This is a genomic window from Jiella mangrovi, from assembly GCF_017815135.1.
Lineage (GTDB): Bacteria > Pseudomonadota > Alphaproteobacteria > Rhizobiales > Rhizobiaceae > Jiella > Jiella mangrovi.
The window spans coordinates 84,727-102,669 of record NZ_JAGJCF010000007.1 but is presented as its reverse complement, the minus strand read 5'-3'; the positions used below and the strand labels follow the sequence as shown (position 1 = coordinate 102,669).

Sequence of the window (17,943 nt, the reverse complement as noted above, 5' to 3'; positions counted from 1 at the left end):
GAAGGATGAAATAGAAAGGCTCTTCCGCCCGCTATTTTATCTGCAAAAGTCAGTCCATCCCCATGTCCGTCGTCGATCCGCCCGTCTCTTCCGCTGCGAACGCAACGGGGGCGGAGGCGCCGCCGGAACGGGAAGTGACGCTGAAAGTCATGCTCGTCCTGTCACTCGTCGTCGGCATCGTGGCGGGCCTCGGGGCGATCTTCTTCAAATATCTGATCGCGGTCATCTACAATCTTGCCTTCTACGGCATCTTCACCCTGCATCTCGATCCGAATGCCTACGGGCCGCCGAGCCCATGGGGCGCCGGCATCATCCTCGTACCGGTGATCGGCGGCCTCGTCGTCGTCTGGCTGGTGCGGAGCTTCGCGCCGGAGGCCAAGGGCCACGGCGTGCCCGAAGTGATGTTCGCGATCTATCACCAGAACGGCAATGTCCGCGGCATCGTCGCCCTCGTGAAGTCGCTCGCTTCGGCGATCTCGATCGGCACCGGCGCCTCGGTCGGACGCGAGGGCCCGATCATCCAGATCGGCTCGTCCTTCGGTTCGACCTTCGCCAGAGCCCTCAATCTCGTCCAGCATCAGAAGATCACGCTTCTTTCGGCCGGTGCCGGCGCCGGTATCGCCGCGACCTTCAACACGCCGCTCGGCGGCGTGCTGTTCGCCTCGGAAGTGCTGTTGCCGGAAGTCTCGACCCGCACATTCCTTCCGGTGGTCGTGGCGACGGCGACGTCGACTTACGTCTACCGGGCGGTGATGGGTGTCGAGTCGGCCTTCGTCGTGCCGTTCGACGGGCTCGCCCAGGGCCATGTCGTCAACGGCGCCGAACTCGTCCTCGCCGCGCTTCTCGGCGTTCTCATGGGGCTTGCGGCCTGGGCTTTCGTGAAGCTTCTCGCCAAGGCGGAGGACGTCTTCGACGATTCGGGAATCAACCCCTATCTCCAGAACATCATCGGCATGTTCGCCGTCGGCCTGCTCGGCTATGGCTTCATGCTGTTCACCGGCCACTACCACGTCTACAGCGTTGGCTACTCGTCGATCCAGGACGTGCTGAATGGCGGCCTGTCGACCGCCTGGCTCCTGCTTCTGCTGTTCGTCGGCAAGCTGGTCGCCACCTGCCTCAGCCTCGGCTCCGGCGCATCCGGGGGCATCTTCTCGCCGAGCCTGTTCATGGGCGCGACGCTGGGCGGTGCCGTCGGGGTGATCGGCGAGGTGCTGCTTCCGGGCGCCGGCATCACGCCGACGACCTTCGCCATCATCGGCATGGGCGCCATGGTCGGCGGCGCCACCTCGGCGGCGATGACGGCGATCGTGATGATCTTCGAAATGACCCGCGACTACGAGATCATCCTGCCTCTCGTTCTGTCCGTCGCGCTGGCCATCGGTGTCCGGCGCGCGCTCACCACCGCCGACATCTACACGATCAAGCTGCGCAATCGCGGCAAGCCGATCCCGGTCGACCGCACCACCAACATGTTCCTCGTGCGCTCGGCGAGCGAGGTGATGTACAAGGACTTCGTCGTCCTGCCCGGCTCGACAACGGTGAGTGACGCGCTGAAACAGGTCGAGGTCCACAAGACCCGGGTCATCACCACGGACGGCACTCGCATCACCGGCTTCGTGCGCTTCGGCACCATCCCCTATCAGGCGGATCGCTTCTCCCGTCAGACCCTCGACGACATTTCCTCGAGCGAATTCATCATCGCCTCCACGGGCAACAACCTCAACACCGTGGTCACCCGCATGAACCGGCGCGGCCGCAGCTATGCGATCGTCGTGGGCGACACACGCGGCCTGCCGAGGCCGGACAACATCGCCGGCATCATCGGCCGCGAAGAAATCGCCAACGCGCTGGTGCGCAACCACTACGGCTGAAACGACAGGACCCGGCGATCGACAAGGATCGCCGGGTCCTGTTGTGTTTTGCCTTATCCGGTCCTTGACCGGCGCCCGGTGTCTAGGCTCGCGCGCCGGGCAGGGCTTTGTTTATTTCACCAGCGGCGCGGGGGTGATATTCCCCGGCCGCTGGCCTCATCGCGTCAGAACGCTTCCCAGCCCTCGGTGTCGTTGGCCGGCCTTGGCGCGGTCTGGGCGCCAGAGCGCATCTGGGCAACCGTCTTCGGCTTCGCCGGCCGGCCCGCGCTCCGGGCTTGCAAACGAGCGTTCGAGACGCCCCGTGTCTGGAACTTGTCGACGATGCCGGCGAGGCGTTCGGTGTCGTTGCCGAGGGCCTGACAGGCAGCCGTCGTCTCTTCCACCATCGCGGCGTTCTGCTGGGTCACTTTGTCCATCTGGTCGGCCGCGCTAGAGACCTCGCGAAGGCTCGTCGCCTGCTCCCGCGCACTGTCGGCGATCTGGGCGATGATTTCGGACATCGACGCGACCTCGGCGACGATTTCGTCCAGCGACTTGCCCGACGCCGTCACCAGCTCGACGCCGCGTTCGACTTGCCCGGAGGAGGCGCTGATCAGACCCTTGATCTCTTTCGCCGCTTCCGCCGAGCGCTGGGCCAGCGCGCGCACTTCCTGGGCGACGACCGCAAAGCCCTTGCCGGCTTCGCCAGCCCGCGCCGCCTCGACGCCGGCGTTGAGCGCCAGGAGGTTGGTCTGAAAGGCGATCTCGTCGATCACCGAGATGATCTGGGTGATCTGCTGGGACGATCCCTCGATCTCGCTCATCGCCGCAACCGCCTGGGCGACGATCTCGCCGCCCGTCTGCGCCTTGGAGCGGGCCGATTCCGCGGTCCGGCGTGCTTCGCCGGCGCCTTCGGCCGTGCGGTTGACGCCGCCGGTCACCTCGCCGAGGGCCGCGACGGTCTCTTCCAGGCTCGCCGCCTGCTGCTCGGTGCGCTGGGCGATGTCGTTGGTCGCGACGATCATCTCGGAAATGCCCGTGCGGTTCGAGCCGATCAGGCTCATCACCTCGGCAAAGGCGGTCTCCAGTGTCGCGACGCTGTCGTTGAAGTGCTTGCGGACGCCCTCGTAGTCGGACGAGAACGGCTTGTCGAGACGCACGGTCAGGTCGCCCCCGGCCAGCCGACCGAAGCCGGATTCCACCTCTGCCATGAAGAATTCGTGCGCCTTGACGTATTCCTCGCCCATCTCGTCCTGGCGACGGCGCTCGATCTCCTTCTGGGCGGCGGCGTCGATGGCTTCCTGCCTCAGCGTCTGCTGGTCGATGACGGCATGGCGAAGCGTCTCTACCGACCGGGCCATCCGGCCGATCTCGTCACGCCGGTCGAGGCCTTCCACCTCGCCGTCGGTGCGCCCTTCGGCGACGTCGGCGATGGTCTGCGTCAGGCCCTGGAGCGGCCGGAACATGCGGCGGGACACCAGGAGGGCGAGACCGCCGACGACGAGCGCGACGAGGACCGCGATCAGCCCGAAGCGGATCTCCAGGGCCTCGACGGATGAGAAAAATTCGGACTTCGGGACACCGACATAGAGGATGCCGATGGTCTGGCCCGACTTGTCCTTGATCGGGTCGTAGGCGGTGAAGAATTCCGTACCGAGAATGTCGGCCTCGCCGCGATAGGGCTTGCCGTCCCTCAGCACCGCGTCATAGACGGGGCCGGGGGCAAGCTTCGTGCCGATGGCGCGGCTGCCGTCGGGCTTCAGGACGTTCGTCGCCACGCGCGTGTCGCGCATGAAGATCGTCGCCGTTCCACCGACCAGCTCCTTGATCCGATCGACCGGTGTGTTGAAATCGTTGAGCGGCTGGAAGCCGGCATAGATCTTGTCGCCATCGACCTTGAACCAGTCGCCGTAGCGGCCGATCACGTCCCAGGCGACGCGCATGTTGGATTCCTGTCGCTCGACGGCGCGACGCAAACCGTCACTCCGCACTTCGAGCAGGGCGGCGAACGAGAGAATGAGCGCCACAACGGCAATTGCGCCCAGGACCATTGCGGAAACTTTTGCCGATAGACTGGATTTCAACATGCAGTAACTCGCGCCCCGACTTGGTGAACGGCTAGGATCGTGGTTTTCCGACCGCGGCGACGACTTCGCAGCGATCGCGCTGAAGGAACTTCTGGTCCATATACTCACGCAGACTTAAAAGAATCGTTTCCCCACGAACGGCGATGCGGATAGGGATTGAAAAAATCGTACTTGCAACCGTCAGGCTGGACGGCACGTCGTCCTGCAGGAGCCCTAAGACCGGCTGACTGACGGGAAAAGTCTTGCCACATCGTTCGGGCAGGGCGGATCGATGCTTCTCCGCCGGCATGCAAGCCAGTGGCTTGCGCGGGGCCAGCCAATGCGGTCTGTCATGCACCGGCCGGCGTGATCGTTTCCGTCGCACGATGCGCAGCTTCAGAGCGATCGCGGGTCCTTTGTGCGTCCATGCGGACGCACGGCGCTAGGAAGCGACGTCGCTCGGCGACTTGGCGGGTGTCGGATCAAGGGCCGAACTCAACGCGCCGATCGGTGCCGGGCGCACGGGGGCCTGATCGCGCAGGCGTCGGACGGCCGCAACGGCGAGACCGGCGCGGGCAGCGACGATCTCGGCGCCGGCGAGCTGACAGTAGCGGCCCTGGCAGCGCCCCATGCCGACCCGGCTGAGCGACTTCGCGCGGTTCGCCTCGCTGGCGCCGGCATCGACAGCCTCGCGCAGCGCGCCGGCCGTGACGCTCTCGCAGCGGCAGACCACCGCCTCGTCGGGGAGGCGGCGAACCGCCTCGGCGGGCCAGGGAAAAGCCCGGCTGAGGCCCGCGGCAAAACGGTCGAGGCGCTGCATTCGCCGCAGGTCGGCTCGCATGTCGGGAAAAGGGAGGCCCATGTCCTTGAGGCAGGCACTGGCGGCCAGACGGCCGGTGATCTGCGCACCGTCCGCGCCGAGCAGGCGCAGGCCGTCGCCGGCAAGATAGAGGCGGTCGCCTGCCCGTCCCATGCTGTCTGCCTGCGGAAGCCATTGCGCGAAGGTGTCATCATAGCGGAAATCGGCGCCCGCGAGCCCGGCGAGCTGTGTCTCCGAGCGCAGATGCCAGCCAAGGCCGACCGCGTCGCACTTGGTGCGATGGGAGGTGCCGCGATGGCTCCATGCGATGGCTTCGACACCGTCTCGCGACGTTTCGATCCGATCGAGCCTGACGCCAGCAAGGTAACGCCGGCCGAGCCTTGCGCGCATCGCCATGCCGCGCGCGACGAGTCCGGGACGCGCGAGCATCAGCGGCAGGCCGCGCATCTGCGTCGCCAGCGAAGAGGTGTCGAGCACGGTGGCGACATCCGCCCCGGCATCGAGAAGCTGCGCGGCGACCAGCGTCAGAAGCGGGCCGGAGCCGGCGAGAACGATCCGCCGCCCCAGCGCCACGCCCTGCGACTTCAGTGCGATCTGCATCGCCCCAAGGCCGTAGACGCCGGCACTTTCCCATCCTTCAACCGGCGCCACGCGTTCGGTCGCGCCAGTGGCGATGATGAGGCGATCGAAGGCCAGATGATGCAGCCCGGCCGCCGTCAGAACCTGCAATCCGTTCTCGGCAACCGAAAGAACCGAGCTCTGCGGACAATAGGCCAGCCTCTCCTCGGCCAGCATCCGGCCGAAACTGGCGTGGAGGGCCTGCGCCTTTTCCGCCTCGAAGCCGTAGAGCTTTTCCGCCGTTCGCGTGAAGCCTTCGGGGGGGCGCCGGTAGATCTGGCCACCACAGCGCATACCCTCATCGACGACCGTCGGACGCAGACCGGCCTGCGTCAGAACCTCTGCCGCCCGGATTCCGGCCGGACCGGCGCCGACGATGACCACCCGCTCGCTCATGGCCAATCTCCGGGTGGTGCGCTCATCAGGCGCATTCCCGGGGCAATCGGTGTCGAACAGGTGCGGAGGCGCGGCCCGTTCTCCTGCCACATCCAGCAATCCTGGCAGGCGCCCATCAGGCAGAAGCCAGCCCGGCCTTCGGGACCGAACTCGGCCTGCCGCAACGTCTTCGCGTTGCAAAGAACGGCCGTCAGCACCGTATCGCCGACAAGCGCCCGGCAGTCCCGGCCATCCAGGACGAAATCGACCGGCGGACGGTCTGTCTCGGCCAGACGCCGGATGCGGCCGTCCATGCTCATTGCGCGGCCTCCGCGATCTGGTGCGGTAAAGGCATCTCGGGAAAGCGCTTGTGGACTTCGGCCAGCGCTTCGGCGACGCCGGCCGCGCCCGAGCGGCCCGCCATGCGGCGGAAGATCTCGGTCTTGGCGAAGAAGCGCCAATGGATCGGCAGAGCGTTCAGCGTCTCGGTCAAAAGCGCATAGGCCTCGGGCGTCCACTGGGTTTCGTATTCCCTGCGCTCGGCGCCCAGGTCGAAATGGCCTTCCGGCGCCGGTCTCCCCCGGCGCAGGGTCTGCGTCGCCGCCTCGTCCACGATCCCCTCGACCAGCACCACGCCATAATGCTCCTGCGCCGCCTCCTGGGAGACATAGCCGCGCGCCACGTCCCCGGCGACGCGCCATGGCTCTCGCTCCATCGGGTCGCCGCGCCCGCCGCCGCCTGCCGACCGGATGGAGAGGATGTCCCCCGGCTGGAGCGTCGCGGTGTCGATATTGCCGAGATGGCGGGCATCGTCCCGGCCGGGATTGATCCACATGTCCGAAAGCCCCGCCGCCTTGCCGCCGAGGACGCCCCAGGGGCGAAAGCGCGAGCGGTCGCGGTTTCGCGCCGTCACCCTGGTGTCGGGAGCGAACACCTTGAACACCATTTCCGTGGCGAGCCCGCCGCGCCAGCGCCCGGCGCCGCCGCTGTCCTGTGCCAGCCCGTATCTCAGGAACTCGATCGGGGTCTCGGTTTCGGTGATCTCGATCGGCGTGTTCCTCAGATAGGCCGCATCCGCGCCCGAGCCGTTGGTGCCGTCGCGATGGGGCATGCCGCCGCCGCCGCCGACCACCGGATTGACGGCGGAAATGACGGTGCGGCCGCTGCGCTCGTCGGTGGTCATCACATTGACGATGCAGTTGTTGCCGGCCGGTGCCGCGGGCAGGCGATCGGGCACCACCTGGCTGAACCCGCCGAACAGGACCGAGCGCAGCCGCGCGCAGGTCAAGGAGCGCATGCCCACCGCCGCCGGGCTGACCGGGTTGAGCACCGTGCCCTCCGGCGCGATGCAGGTGAAGGGCCGGGTCAGGCCGGTGTTCAGATAGATGCGCGGGTTCAGCGTGTAGAGGAGGTAGTAGATCCCGACGAGAAGCATCGAGTGGCGCGGATCGCCGCCCGACGGCACGTTGAGCGAGGAGCCGAGCTGCGGGTCCGAGCCGGTGAAGTCGAGGATCGCCTCGTCGCCCTTGATCGTCAGCGTCAGCTTCAGACGGCAGGGATTGGCCTCGACGGAATCCTCGTCGGCATAGTCGGCGAACTCCCATGTCCCGTCGGGCATGGCCCGCAGGATGTCGCGGGTCTGCGCCTCGGCGTGATCCATCAGCGCCTCGACGCCCTCCAGAAACGCTTCCTTGCCGAATTTCTCGACCATGGCGAGGATCTTGCGCTCGCCGGTCTTCAACGCGCCGACCATCGCCTTGATGTCCCCGACATTGAGGTCCGGCTTGCGGACATTGGCGGCCATGATCTTCAGGATCTGCTCGTCATAGACCCCCTCGTTGACGAGCTTCATCGGCGGAAAGCGGATGCCTTCCTGGTGGATCTCGGTCAAAGAGCGGCTGAGCGAAGCGGGGACGGCGCCGCCCATGTCGGTGTTGTGGATGTGCCCGCCGGTCCAGGCGATGATCTCGCCCTCGTAGAAGACCGGCTTCCACAGCACCGTGTCCGGCGTGTGGGTGGCAACATGGCTGGAATAGGTGTCGTTGGTGAAGCCGATGTCGCCGGGCCTGTAATCCTCGATCATCTCGATCGCCCGGCCGAAGGTGAGGCCGCAATACCAGGTGGCGCCGAGATCCATGGGAACCGCGAAGGTCTCGCCCTTGCGGTTCAGGAGCATCACGGTGAAGTCCTCGGTCTCCTTGACGAAGGCCGAATGGGCGGTTCGCTGCAGGGTGAAGCCCATGTTCTCGGCGGCCGCGCGGGCGTGGTTGGCGAGAACCTGCAGGTTCGTGCGATCGAACATCGGGCTACTCCGCGAAGGTGAGGTGGAGATTGAGGAAGCGGTCGACCTTGGCCACCATCTTGCCGGGAATGGCGAAGGTCGTATCCTCCTGCGCGACGACCGCGGGGCCTTTAAAGCTCGACCCGGCATGAAGGTCGGCCCGGGCATAGAGCGCAATGTCGCGCCTTGCGCCATCGACGAAGACCGGCGTCATGCGTTCAGCGATCGCGTCCCCTGCCGCTTCCGCCTCCTCTGGAAAATTCAGAGCCGGTCCGGCGCCGACGGCGGAGAGCCGCAGGTTGACGATTTCGATGCGGCCTTCGGGATCGTGAAAGTCGTAGATCGCGTCATGCAGCTCGTGAAACGCCGCCGCGATGGCGCGAAGGTCGGCGGTCTCGAACCAGCGCGCTTCGACCGGCACCTCGATCTCGTAGCTCTGGCCGGCATAGCGCATGTCCGCGGCGAACTGCAGGGCAAGGGCGCCGTGATGGCCCTGCGCGGCGAGCCAGCTTCGGCCTTCGGCTTCGAGCTCGGCGAGCACAAGGCAGAGCTTTGCCAGCGCATCGGCCGAAAGATCGACGAATGTCGTGCGGATGAAATCGCCGCGCAGATCGGCGACGAGGCCGCCGAGCGCCGAGACGACGCCGGGCCGGCGCGGCGCCATCACGCGCCGGATGCCCATCTCGCGGGCGAGCATGGCGCCGAGCATCGGGCCACCGCCGCCGAAGGGCATCAAGGTGAAGTCGCGCAAATCGACGCCGGAGCGCGAGGCGAGCTTTTCCACCTCGACGAACATTTCCGACACGGCGATGTCGAGGATCGCCTGGGCGGTTTCCTCCAGGCTGCGGCCCAGCGCTGCCGCGAGGTCCGCCACCGCCTCGCGCGCCAGATCGACATCCATCCGCAGCTGGCCATAGGCCATCTGGCTGTGGCCGAGCCAGCCGCAGACGGCCATGGCGTCGGTCACGGTCGCCCGTCTTCCGCCGCGCCCGTAGCAGGCCGGCCCCGGGGTCGAACCGGCCGATTCCGGCCCCACGCGCAGGACGCCGCGCTCGTCGATCGAGGCGATCGAGCCGCCGCCAATGCCGATCGAGCTGACCGAGACGGACGGAACGTAGAGCGGGAACTCGCCGATCAGCTCGCCCGTACCGAATTGCGGCGCGCCGTCGATGATCAGCGCGAAATCGGCCGAGGTGCCGCCGATGTCGAGAGTGAGGATCTGCCTTTCACCGGCCTGCCGCGCCAGCCAGGCCGCGCCCATGACGCCGGAGGCCGTGCCGGACAGAAGCATGTTGACGCAGGCGCGCTTGCCCTCCGCGGCGTTCATCAGCCCGCCATTCGACTTCGTCAGCATCGCGCGCGCGGGCACGCCCCTTTCGGCCAGGCGGCTCTCGAGCGCGGTCAGGTATCCGGCGACGCGGGGATGGACGTAGCCGTTCATGATCGTCGTGGTGGTGCGCTCGTATTCGCGGATGACCGGCCAGACCTCCGCCGAGGTGAAGACGAAGAGTTCTGGCGCGATCCTCTCGATCTCGGCCTTCACCGCCGCCTCCTGGGATGCATCGCGCCAGGCATGAAGGAGGGCGACGACGATCCCTTCGGCTCCTCTCCGGCGCGCCGTGGCGACGGCCTCAGCGATCCTCTCAATGTCGGGCTCGCGTGTCGTGCTGCCGTCGGCGCGCATCCGCGCCGGGATGCCGAAGATGCGGTCTCGGGGGATCAGCTGGTCGGGGCGCGAGCAGAACAGCGAATAAACGTCCGGCATGCGCAGGCGGGCGAGTTCGATCATGTCCTCGAAGCCCGCATTGGTGATCAGCGCCAGATTGGCGCCGCGCCGCTGAATGATGGTGTTGATGCCGACCGTGGTGCCGTGGACGAACCGGCTCACCCGGGAAGGGTCCAGCCCCTCCCGCTCGGCAAGCAGGGTGAGGCCCGTCATCAGTTCCGCCCCCGGATCGTCGGGCGTCGTCAGCACCTTGAGGGAGGCGACCCGCCCCGAGCGCGCCTCCAGCGCGCAGAAGTCGATGAAGGTGCCGCCGATATCCACCCCGATCTTCCAGTCCGCCTCGCCGGCAGCGTCCATGATGACATCTCCGCAATTGTGCTTTTCGCAAGGCTGGCAGATGCCGCGAGGCGGGTCCAAGACGCAAAGCGGGCCGCGCCATAAGCGGGCCTTATGCGCCCCCTGCGTTTGCGTCTTTGCGCGGCGGTCCGCCGGCCGGCAGAAGGAAGGGTGAAGGAGACGGCGGATGGACGTGATCGTGATCGGCGGCGGACTGATGGGGACCGCGGCCAGCTTTTTCCTGGCGCGGCGCGGGGTGAAGGTCACCTTGATCGAACGCGGACGCGTCGGGAGCGGGGCGACGATCGCGTCCTTCGGAAATGTCCGCCGGACCGGGCGCTACCTGCCGCAACTGCCTTTGGCGCATCGCTCCCGCGCGCTGTGGGGCGAGGCCGAGCGAATGCTGGGCCGGGACGTGGAATTTCGCGCCACCGGCCATCTGCGGCTGGTCTTCGACGAGACGGGGCGCGCGGACATGCGCCGCTTCATCGAAGCGGCGAGGGCATGGGACTTCGAGCCGGAGGAGATCGGCCAGAACGAACTGCGCGCGCGTTTTCCGGGCATCGGGCCCGACGCGATCGGCGCGTCCTTTGCCGAAAAGGACGGCAACGGCAATCCGCGGCTGATCTGCCCGGCCTTCGCCGCGGCGGCGCAGAAGCTCGGCGCGAGGATCCTCGAAGAACAGGAGGTTCTGGAGGTTGCCAGGACCGCTCGAGGGTTTTCGGTCACCACGTCAGCCGGCCGTCACGGAGCCGACATTCTCCTGAACACCGCCGGCGCCTGGGGCGCGAAGCTCGCCGCCCGCTTCGGCGAAACCGTCCCGATCGAGGCCCGCGGCCCGCAGATGGGCGTCACCGAACCCTTGCCCTACCGCATCGCGCCGGTCGTCGGCATGTGGGCGGCAGGCCGGCCCAACGGCTATCTGCGGCAGGTGGAGCGCGGCAATATCGTCTTCGGCGGCGGCGCGGAGCGCACCCATGTCGACCTCGACCGCACGCGCTACGCCAAGGCCGACCCGGCGCGCCTGCCGGGCCAGCTAGCCGCGCTTCTGCCGCTCGTGCCAGCCCTTGCAAATGTCTCGGTCATCCGAACCTGGTCGGGCGTCGAGGGCTATGTCGCCGACAATCTGCCGGTCATGGGCGCCTCGGCAACGACGCCCGGCCTCTATCATGCCTTCGGCTTCTGCGGTCACGGCTTCCAGCTCGGACCCGGCGTCGGCGACGTGATGGCCGAGCTGATTGCGACCGGCAAGACCGATACGCCCATCGGTGATTTCGACATCGCCCGGTTCAAAGGCGAAGACGCCGCCCCGATTGCCGGCTGAGCGATCCGTCACCGGGCAGTTGCGGCGTATCGCGCCCAGGCTTGGCACAGTTCCTCCCGCATCGTCGCGGCAGCGCCGCCAAGAGCATGATCCGTCCTCGTCAGGATCGCCACGGGGAGCGCGGTTCGAGGCACGAAGGGGATCATCGTCACCCCGTGAAAGCTGTCCCACGGCAAAAGCCGGTCCACGATGGCGATGCCCTGATCGCTCTGGACGAATGGCAGCGCGCTCATCGAAACGTCGATCTCGATCGAGGGCGCATATTCGATCCCCTCGGCATCGGCGATTGCCGAGAGAAGCAGGCCGGGGAGGACCTCGGGGTGGTAGGCGATCAGGGCCTCGTTGGCGAGATCGGCAAAGCCGATGGCTTGCCGCGCCGCCAGGGAGTGGTTCTTCGGAACCAGGCATGTGAGCTCCGATTCGCCGATCTTTTCGACGTCGATGCCCTGATGGGGCTTGTCGTTCATGACGATGCCGAGGGCGACCTCGCCGTCACGCAAGAGCTCGACGACATGGCGCACCGGCGCAATCTGCGATCTGACCACGACATTGGGGTGGGAGTGCCGGAACGCGGCCAGAGCGTCCGGGACGAGTGCCATGGCCGGCGGCGCCGACGCTGCGAGACGAACGAGCCCGGTTCGGCCGTGGCGCATGTCCGCCGTGCGACGTCTGAGCGCCGCCAGTTCGCCGAAGACCCGTTCGGCTTCCGGATAGAGTTCGAGCGCTTCCTCGGTCGCCACCAGCCGGCCCTTGACGCGGTTGAAGAGCTTGAAGCCGAGCTGGTCTTCGGCGTGGAGGAGGATCTGGCTGAGCGCCGGCTGCGAGATGTTGAGGGCGGCGGCGGCTCCCGTGACCGTGCCGGCCCGCATCAGGGCGCAGAAGACTTCCAACTGGCGAGCACGCATGGCTGAGACCTTCGAAGGCGGGGCGACCGGAATTCAAAGTGGCGCCGGCATGAGCGAGGAGCGCCCTCGACCTTCACGGTCCGGTGCGATCGTCAGAACTCGGAGACCTGGCCCCAGGCACTCTTGCCGAACCGCGACAGACGGTACTGGCGATGCTCGACGCTCGGCGTTCGGCCCGTCACGATGTCGGCCACGAGACGCCCGGCGCCGGGGCCGATGCCGAAGCCATGGCCGGAGAAGCCGGCGGCCAGCACGAAGCCCTGAGGCCCGACCCCGTCGTCGATCACCGGTACGCCGTCCGGCGTCGAATCGATATAGCCGGCCCAGGTCGCCTGCACGGGGATGGTCGTCAGTTCGGGCAGGAGCCGGCGGGCGCGCATCAGGATCGTCTCGATCGCCCGGGCGGAGGGGACCGGATCGAGGATCCGCATGCGCTCCATCGGCGTCGGCTCGTCGAGTGCCCAGCGCTTCAGCGTTTCGTGCCCCGAGGCAAAGCCCGACAGGTTGCCCGGCGTCAAAACGCGCCAGCGCTTGGCGAACATGGGCAGAAAGCTTCTGGCGAAGCGCAGCTGCTGGGCCGTCGGATCGACGCTCGCGAGGCCCGAGACGGCGAGCGTGTAGCCACCGTCGCCGCGCCGCGTCACCGACACCTCGGCCGTATGCAGCGCGTCGGGAAGCCCTCTGGCGCCGGGCATCACCGACAGGATCGGCGAGCGCACCGAGGATTGCGGGAAGGTGATGCCGAGCTGGCGGCAGAAGGAGGAGGCCCAGGCGCCGCCGGCCAGGACGACGCGGCTCGTGCGGATCGTGCCGCTTTCGGTCACGACGCCGCTGACCTTGCCGCCCTCGGTCTCGATGCCCCGCGCCGCGCAGAACTGGTGGATCGTGCCGCCATGCTTGACGACGCCCCCGGCGATCAGCGGAGCCGCGCGGGAGGGATCGGCGATGCCGTCGGTGGGGGAGAACACGCCGCCCTTCCAGGGCTTGCCGGTGGCCGCGCCGCGCTCGCCCGCCTCGGCCGCACTCAGCATATGCGTCGCCACGCCCTTCGTTGCGGCAAAGTCGCGCCATTTCGCCCAGCCGGCGATCTCGGCTTCGTTGTCGGACAGATAAAGCAGGCCGCAGCGGCGAAAGCCGAGGTCCTCCCCGAGCTCCGCGGTGATCTCCTCCCACAGGGCAAGACTCTGGGTGGCCATGGGCAACTCGCGCGCGTCGCGGTTCTGCTGACGGCACCAGCCCCAGTTCCGACTGGATTGCTCGGCGCCGATGCGGCCCTTTTCGACCAGCGCGATCTTCAGGCCCTGCCGCGCCATGAAATAGGCCGAACTGACCCCGACGATGCCACCGCCTATGACGACGACGTCGGCCGTGTCCGGCAGCCGCTCCGACGAGGGCACGACGAGAAGGGGGGCTGGCATGGCTGACTCCTGACTATGCCTCGAGTGTACCCCCGGACGGGAGAGCAAAAACGATCAATCCCGTCGTCATGCAGCATTTCATGCCGTCGCCGACGGGGCGCGCGGAACTTGATTTTTCCGGTGAATACGAGATCACGGCTTGCCAGTGGAGCCGAACCGGACCACTCTCACAGATTATTCTGCCGCGCGAAGAGAGAGATGATGACGACGGGCACGCGCATGAAACTCGACATGATCGATGTGAAGATTCTCTGCGAACTGCAGAAGAACGGTCGGATCACCAATGTCGAGCTGGCCGAACTCATCAACCTATCGCCCAGTCCCTGTCTGACGAGGATGAAGCGCCTGCAGGCGGCGGGCTACATCACCGGCTATTCGGCCCAGATCGACATCGCCAAGCTGGGCGAGGTCCTGACGGTCTTCACCGAGGTGACGCTGAAGAATCATCGCCATGTGGATTTCGACCGGTTCCAGGCGGCGGTTCGCAAGGTCGATGCCTGCATCGAGTGTCATCTCGTCTCGGGCGGCTACGATTATCTCCTGAAGTTCATCACCTCCGGCATCGTCCACTACCAGTCGATCATCGAGAACCTGCTCGATCAGGACGTCGGCATCGACAAGTATTTCAGCTTCGTCGTGATCAAGTCGCCCTTCATCAAGGCGCATCTGCCGCTGAACAAGCTGTTCGGGGACGAGGTTTCGGCGGCCTGACGGTCCTTCGCCTTCCCGTCCCGTGGTTCAGGCCCTGTTCATGCCCTCGGAAATGGCGGGATTTTGGTGCAGGCCGTCCAGCCAGCCGGTGTCGAGCTTGGGGACCGAGGCGATCAGGAGTTTCGAATAGGGATGCTCGGCGCCGGACTGCATCCGGCTCGTCGGCATCTCCTCGACCTTTTCCCCCCGATACATCACCGCGACACGGTCGCAGACCGCCTCGACGGTCGAAAGATCGTGGCTGATGAACATGTAGGTGAGGCCGAGCTCGCGCTGCAATTCGTCGAGAAGCTCGAGAATGGCGGCTGCGACCACCGTATCGAGCGCCGAAGTGATCTCGTCACACAGGATCAGTTCGGGCCGGGCCGCGAGCGCTCTTGCAAAATTGATCCGCTGCTTCTGCCCGCCCGAAAGCTCGGACGGCAGCCGGTGCCTGAGCGCCTTGGGCAGGCGCACCATGTCGAGGAGCCGGTCGACCTCGGCCTCTCGCTCGCGGCCGCCCATCCCGTGATAGAAGGCCAGCGGCCGCGCCACGATCGCGCCGACGGGTTTGTTGGGGTTCAGCGCGGTGTCGGCCAGCTGGAAGACGATCTGAAGCTTGCGCAGCTCCTCCTTGGAGCGATCCTTCGTGCGCTGGCCGAGGGAAACACCGTCCATCGCGACGCTACCCTTCGCCGCCGGCAGCAGGCCCGCGATGACCCGTGCCAAGGTGGATTTGCCGCTGCCCGATTCGCCGATGACGCCGAGGCTTCGGCCGCGTTCCAGCTCGAGGTCGATGTCCTTCAGGATGACGAATTTCGGCAGGCCGTCGCTGCCGACGGCGCCATATCCGGCCGTCAGACCCGAAACCTTCAGGATCGGCTGCGGCTCGGCGCTTTCGGGCCGCGCGTCCGGATCCCGCCCCTTGGGGTGGAACGCCTCGATCAGCGCCTTGGTATAGCTGTGGGTCGGCTGATTGATGATCGTTTCGGCGGTGCCCACCTCCTGGACCTCGCCGCCCTTCAGGACGACGATCCGGTCGGCGATCTGGGCGACGACGGCCAGATCGTGGGAGACGTAGATGCCGGCCATGCCGCGCTCGCGCATCACCGATTTGAAGGCGCGCAGAACCTCGATCTGTGTCGTCACGTCGAGGGCCGTCGTCGGCTCGTCGAAGACCATCACCTTCGGATCGCCGATCAGCGCCATGGCCGCCGACAGGCGCTGCAGCTGGCCGCCGGAGACCTGGTGCGGATAGCGCTGGCCGATCGTTTCGGGCTCGGGCAGCGCCAGCGCCTTGAAGAGCTCCACGGCCTTCTTGCGGGCCTCGGGCAGCGGCATGAGGTGATGGATCTTGGCGACCTCGACCACCTGGTCCATGATGGTCTTCGACGGATTGAAGGCGGCCGCCGCCGATTGCGGGACATAGGCGACCTCGGTGCCGCGGAGCGCCCGTTTCTGCGCCTCGCTCATCGTCACCGTATCGCGCCCCGCGACGACCACCTCGCCGCCGGTGATCGCGCATCCCGGCCTCGTATGGCCAAGAAGGGTGAGGGCGATGGTCGTCTTGCCCGAGCCGCTCTCGCCGATCAGCGCGACGATCTCGCCATCGGCGACGGACAGATCGACGCCCTTGATGATCTCGACGACGCGGCCGGAATCGGTCTTCGCCTCGACGCGGAGATCGCGGATTTCGATGATTTTGCCCATCAATCGCTCCTGTCGCGGATGCGCCGGGGAAGGTTGTCGATCAGCATGTTGACCGAGATCGTCAGGCTGGCGATGGCGATCGAGGGCACGATCACCGCCGGAGCCCCGAAGGAGAGGCTGCCGATATTCTCGCGCACCAGCGCGCCCCAGTCAGCGTTCGGCGGCTGGACGCCGAGGCCGAGGAAGGACAGGCCCGACAAAAGGAGCACGATGAAGACGAAACGCAGGCCGAAATCGGCCAGAACCGGGCCGATGATGTTCGGGAAGATCTCCTCGCGGATCGTGTAGATGGTGCCTTCGCCGCGCGCCCGCGCCACCGTGACGAAGTCCATGGCGTTGACGTTGACGGCGAGCGCCCGGGCGAAACGGTAGCTGCCGGGAGCGTAGAGGACGGCGATGGTCAGGACGAGCACCGTCATCGAGCTGCCCACCGACGCCACCACGACGAGGCCGAACATCAAAGAGGGGATCGAGTTCAGCGCGTCGAGAAAGCGGGACAGAACCGGGTCGAACCAGCCGCCGATCACAGCCGCGATCATCCCGAGCGTCACCCCGACGAAACAGGCGAGGGTGACGGCGGCCAGCGAGATGCCGACGGTGTAGCGCGCGCCCATCAGGACGCGGGAGAGCATGTCGCGGCCCAGATAGTCGGTCCCGAGCCAGAACTGCGACGACATCGGCCCGTAATAGTCGAAATCGACGATCTTGCCGACCGGATAGGGGCTGATCCAGGGCGCGGCGATCGCCACCACCATCCAGAACAGGATGATCGCCGCGCCGATGATGCCGACGGCGTTCATGTGCCAGCCGAAGCGGCCTTTGCGGCCGGGATTTGTGATCGTCATCGTCATTGGTTCCGCAGCCGCGGGTTGGCCATGATCGCGACGAGGTCGGCGATCAGGATCAGGAGAAGATAGCTGACGCAGAAGATCATCGCGCAGGACTGGATGAGCGGAAGGTCGCGGGTGGAGACGGCGTCCACCATCAGCTTGGCAACGCCCGGATAGTTGAAGATCGTCTCGACGATGATGACGCCGCCCAGAAGATAGGAGAGCGACAGCGCCATGGCGTTGACGATCGGGCCGAGGGCGTTGGGCAGCGCGTGCTTGAGGACGATCCTCCTGCGGGACGCGCCCTTGAGCAGCGCCATCTCCACATAGGCGGTGTCGAGAGTGTCGATGACCGCCGCCCGCGTCATCCGGATCATCTGGGCCGAGACGACGAAGGACAGGGTGATGACCGGCATCGCGTAGATGCGCAGGAGCTCGCCGAGCCCGTGCACGTCATTGGCGACCGACAGGGCCGGCAGCCATTTGAGATAGACCGCGAAGACCAGAACCGCGAGCGTCGCCACCATGAATTCGGGGATCGAGATCACCGAAACGGTGAAGACCGAGACGAGCCGGTCATAGGTCGAGCCGCGGAACATCGCCGCGGTGATGCCGAGGGTGAGGGCGATCGGCACCGAGAACAGCGTCGTGACGAAGGCGAGTTCGAGCGAATTCGCCAGCCGCCCGGCGATGAGATCGGCGACCTCGCGATTGTTGGCATAAGAGCGCCCGAGATCGCCGGTCATGAGCCCGCCGAGCCAGTACAAGAAGCGCAGGAAGGCCGGCTGGTCGAGATGCATCGCCTTGCGAAGACCGGCGACCGCCTCCGGCGTCGCAGACTGGCCGAGCAGGATCTGCGCGACGTCGCCCGGCAGGAGTTCGGTCGCGAAGAACACGGCGAAGGCGACGATCAGGAGGGAGATCAGCATGATCCCCAGGCGCTTGGCGACGAGCCGGGCGATGAGGGCATTCATGGCGGCGACAGCTCCCAGTG

General features: G+C 66.7%; 13 protein-coding genes. 3 read left to right on the top strand and 10 right to left on the bottom strand.

Going from position 1 to position 17,943, the window contains the following annotated elements; all coding sequences use genetic code 11:
* Positions 1 to 134 precede the first annotated feature (134 nt).
* A complete protein-coding gene (locus J6595_RS12330; protein ID WP_342453175.1) occupies positions 135 to 1,871 on the top strand; it encodes a chloride channel protein in 1,737 nt (578 codons plus the stop codon).
* 164 nt (positions 1,872 to 2,035) lie between these two features.
* Here J6595_RS12330 and J6595_RS12325 read toward each other — a convergent pair whose 3' ends face one another.
* The 5 genes from J6595_RS12325 to J6595_RS12305 all read right to left on the bottom strand — a co-directional run bounded on the left by J6595_RS12325 (position 2,036) and on the right by J6595_RS12305 (position 10,093).
* Complete coding sequence (locus tag J6595_RS12325; RefSeq protein WP_245198262.1) at positions 2,036 to 3,901, bottom strand: methyl-accepting chemotaxis protein; 1,866 nt, start codon at positions 3,899 to 3,901, stop codon at positions 2,036 to 2,038.
* Positions 3,902 to 4,358: 457 nt separating this feature from the next.
* On the bottom strand, positions 4,359 to 5,750 hold the full coding sequence (locus J6595_RS12320; RefSeq protein ID WP_209594860.1) for an FAD/NAD(P)-dependent oxidoreductase: 1,392 nt from the start codon (positions 5,748 to 5,750) through the stop codon (positions 4,359 to 4,361).
* Positions 5,747 to 6,049, bottom strand: coding sequence for a (2Fe-2S)-binding protein (locus tag J6595_RS12315; protein WP_209594859.1), 303 nt, complete (start codon positions 6,047 to 6,049; stop codon positions 5,747 to 5,749). Before J6595_RS12315 ends, J6595_RS12320 begins: the two co-directional genes overlap by 4 nt.
* Positions 6,046 to 8,031 (bottom strand): hydantoinase B/oxoprolinase family protein, encoded by a 1,986-nt coding sequence (locus J6595_RS12310; protein ID WP_209594858.1) that lies wholly within the window; start codon positions 8,029 to 8,031, stop codon positions 6,046 to 6,048. The genes J6595_RS12315 and J6595_RS12310 overlap by 4 nt, the downstream gene beginning before the upstream one ends.
* Before the next feature lie 4 nt (positions 8,032 to 8,035).
* Positions 8,036 to 10,093, bottom strand: a complete 2,058-nt coding sequence (locus J6595_RS12305; RefSeq protein ID WP_209594857.1) for a hydantoinase/oxoprolinase family protein — start codon at positions 10,091 to 10,093, stop codon at positions 8,036 to 8,038.
* A gap of 166 nt (positions 10,094 to 10,259) precedes the next feature.
* Between J6595_RS12305 and J6595_RS12300 the strand changes: the two genes are divergently transcribed.
* Positions 10,260 to 11,396: an NAD(P)/FAD-dependent oxidoreductase gene (locus tag J6595_RS12300; protein ID WP_209594856.1), complete on the top strand. Its 1,137-nt coding sequence runs from the start codon at positions 10,260 to 10,262 to the stop codon at positions 11,394 to 11,396.
* Positions 11,397 to 11,404: 8 nt separating this feature from the next.
* Here J6595_RS12300 and J6595_RS12295 read toward each other — a convergent pair whose 3' ends face one another.
* Entirely contained in the window at positions 11,405 to 12,301 is an 897-nt protein-coding gene (locus J6595_RS12295) for a LysR family transcriptional regulator (RefSeq protein WP_209594855.1), read from the bottom strand.
* Between the two features lie 92 nt (positions 12,302 to 12,393).
* Positions 12,394 to 13,719, bottom strand: a complete 1,326-nt coding sequence (locus tag J6595_RS12290) for an NAD(P)/FAD-dependent oxidoreductase (protein ID WP_209594854.1) — start codon at positions 13,717 to 13,719, stop codon at positions 12,394 to 12,396.
* Positions 13,720 to 13,938: 219 nt separating this feature from the next.
* Between J6595_RS12290 and J6595_RS12285 the strand changes: the two genes are divergently transcribed.
* Positions 13,939 to 14,430, top strand: coding sequence for an Lrp/AsnC family transcriptional regulator (locus J6595_RS12285; protein WP_209594989.1), 492 nt, complete (start codon positions 13,939 to 13,941; stop codon positions 14,428 to 14,430).
* Between the two features lie 27 nt (positions 14,431 to 14,457).
* Here J6595_RS12285 and J6595_RS12280 read toward each other — a convergent pair whose 3' ends face one another.
* The 3 genes from J6595_RS12280 to J6595_RS12270 are packed head-to-tail and all read right to left on the bottom strand — an operon-like array spanning position 14,458 to position 17,923.
* Complete coding sequence (locus tag J6595_RS12280; protein WP_209594853.1) at positions 14,458 to 16,119, bottom strand: ABC transporter ATP-binding protein; 1,662 nt, start codon at positions 16,117 to 16,119, stop codon at positions 14,458 to 14,460.
* Positions 16,119 to 16,970, bottom strand: a complete 852-nt coding sequence (locus tag J6595_RS12275) for an ABC transporter permease (RefSeq protein WP_209594852.1) — start codon at positions 16,968 to 16,970, stop codon at positions 16,119 to 16,121. The genes J6595_RS12280 and J6595_RS12275 overlap by 1 nt, the downstream gene beginning before the upstream one ends.
* Positions 16,967 to 17,923, bottom strand: coding sequence for an ABC transporter permease (locus J6595_RS12270; RefSeq protein WP_209594851.1), 957 nt, complete (start codon positions 17,921 to 17,923; stop codon positions 16,967 to 16,969). The genes J6595_RS12275 and J6595_RS12270 overlap by 4 nt, the downstream gene beginning before the upstream one ends.
* Positions 17,924 to 17,943 lie beyond the last annotated feature (20 nt).